At 55.3% G+C, this 1455-nt stretch carries 1 rRNA gene; it reads left to right on the top strand.

The features are described from left to right. Window positions 1-1455 (top strand): 23S ribosomal RNA (locus tag QHF89_RS49835); the annotation flags it as partial.

Raw genomic sequence — 1455 nt, 5'->3', positions numbered from 1 at the left:
TCTCCGAATGGGGAAACCCGAGCAGGGATTACCTGCCAGCCCGTGGTGAATACATAGCCACGAGGCAGCCAAGCCAGGGAACTGAAACATCTAAGTACCTGGACGAAAGGAAAGCAAAAGCGACTCCCCTAGTAGTGGCGAGCGAACGGGGAAGAGCCTAAACCCAAGCAGTGCAAGCATGCTGGCGTTGCTGTTTGGGGGTCGTGGGATTCTGCAGGAGAGACGGCATTCTCTCCGGCGAGTGACAAAGGACGAGTCTAATCGAACGGCAATGAAAGGCCGGCCATAGAGGGTGACAGCCCCGTAGGTGAAAGACGAGTCTCTCGCGTAGAACACCCGAGTACCGCAGGACACGTGCAATCCGGCGGGAATCTGGGAGGACCATCTTCCAAGGCTAAGTACTCCTGATCGACCGATAGTGAACTAGTACCGCGAGGGAAAGGTGAAAAGAACCCCGGTTAGGGGAGTGAAATAGTACCTGAAACCGTGTGCCTACAAGCAGTGGGAGCACTATGGCCGCAAGGCAATGTGTGACCACGTACCTTTTGCATAATGGGCCTGCGAGTTACGCTACGTGGCGAGGTTAAGCCGAGAGGTGGAGCCGAAGCGAAAGCGAGTCCTAACAGGGCGAGGAGTCGCGTGGCGTAGACCCGAAACCTTAGCGATCTATCCATGTCCAGGTTGAAGAGCGGGTAACACCGCTTGGAGGACCGAACTCACCGCAGTTGAAAATGCGGGGGATGAGGTGTGGATAGGAGTGAAAGGCTAATCAAGCTGGGATATAGCTGGTTCTCCCCGAAATATATTGAGGTATAGCCTCGGACGAATTGCGGCGGAGGTAGAGCACTGAATGGGCTAGGGGTCCTACCAGATTACCAAACCCAATCAAACTCCGAATGCCGCCGACAAGTATCCGGGAGTCAGGCTGCGGGAGATAAGTTCCGTAGCCGAGAGGGAAAGAGCCCAGATCGTCAGCTAAGGTCCCCAAGTCCGAGCTAAGTGTCAAAGGATGTGGGAGCGCACAGACAACCAGGAGGTTGGCTTAGAAGCAGCCATCCTTTAAAGAAAGCGTAATAGCTCACTGGTCAAGCGAACCTGCGCCGAAAATATAACGGGGCTAAGCTCGGCACCGAAGCTACGGGTTCTCGAAAGAGAGCGGTAGGGGAGTATTCTCAGGTAGATACACGCCGGACGGTGACGACCGGTAACGGACCTGAGAAGAGCTTATGCAGGCATGAGTAGCGATAAACCGAGTGAGAAACTCGGTCGCCGTAAGCCCAAGGTTTCCTGGGGAAGGATAATCCTCCCATGGGTTAGTCGGATCCTAAGCCGAGGCCGAGAGGCGTAGGTGATGGGAAGCAGGTTAATATTCCTGCACCACCAAGGATGGCGTTGAAGTAAGCGGGGACGGAGTAGGGTAGGCCGGGCACGGCGGATGGTTTGCCGTGTTCAAGC

This window comes from Polyangium sorediatum (genome assembly GCF_029946465.1).
GTDB lineage: Bacteria > Myxococcota_A > Polyangia > Polyangiales > Polyangiaceae > Polyangium > Polyangium fumosum.
The sequence above is the reverse complement of the archived record's forward strand: the minus strand, read 5'-3'. Positions and strand labels throughout refer to the sequence as shown.